This is a genomic window from Nonomuraea longicatena (assembly GCF_039525605.1).
In the GTDB taxonomy this organism is placed as follows: Bacteria; Actinomycetota; Actinomycetes; order Streptosporangiales; family Streptosporangiaceae; genus Nonomuraea; species Nonomuraea longicatena.
This window is the reverse complement of sequence record NZ_BAAAHQ010000008.1, coordinates 304,373-305,103: the sequence shown is the minus strand read 5'-3', so window position 1 is coordinate 305,103 and position 731 is coordinate 304,373. Positions and strand designations below refer to the sequence as shown.

Sequence of the window (731 nt, the reverse complement as noted above, 5' to 3'; positions counted from 1 at the left end):
CGACGTCGCCGAGCACCCGCGCGAGCGCGCCGCGCAGCCGTTCCGGTGCGGTCACGGCCTCCGTCGCCCAGGTTCCCGACGGGATCGCGGGCCGGGCCACGTCGTGGCCGACCCCGGTCACGATCAGCGCCGCCTGGCCGCCGTCCTTCTTCCTGAGCAGGTCGAGGGCCTCTGCCGCCGTGTCGAGCGAGCCGACCGCGAGAGCCGCTGCCACCGGGCCGAGCACGGCGGCGACGGCGAGTTCGGCGCCGGGGGCGATCGTCAGCTCGGCGGCCAGCGGGCCGAGCACCCCGTCGAAGCCCGCCTCCAGCAGGGTGGCGCCGCCGTCCGCGCCCTTGGCCAGGCCGAGTTCGAGGGCCTCGCGGCGGGCCTGGAGCCCGGCGACCGCGCGCTGGGAATCCTGGTCGGCGGTGCGGGCCGTGCCGACGGCGGACCTGGCGGACTGCAGGGCCGTCCGCGGCGTGTCGAGGCCCGCCTTGGCGTCCTCGACGGCGGCACGGGCGGTGTCCGCGACCTCCTTGGCCTCTTCCACCAGCGCCTGCGCGGTGGCCAGCGCCTCGGCGAGAGCAGGGTCGGCGGACGGCTCGGCCTGGCGCCGCTCGTCGTGGTCGCGCCGGGCCAGGCGCTCACGGTCGGCGGCGTCGAGCACGGACTGGGCCAGCCGGCCGATCTCCTCGTCGGCCGCGCGGGCGCGGCTGCGGGCCGAGTCGACCTGGCCGCGCAGCTTGGCC

The 731-nt window shown here is 78.7% G+C and carries 1 pseudogene; it reads right to left on the bottom strand.

The features are described from left to right. Positions 1-731, bottom strand: a pseudogene (locus tag ABD120_RS10670) (chromosome segregation protein SMC); the annotation flags it as partial.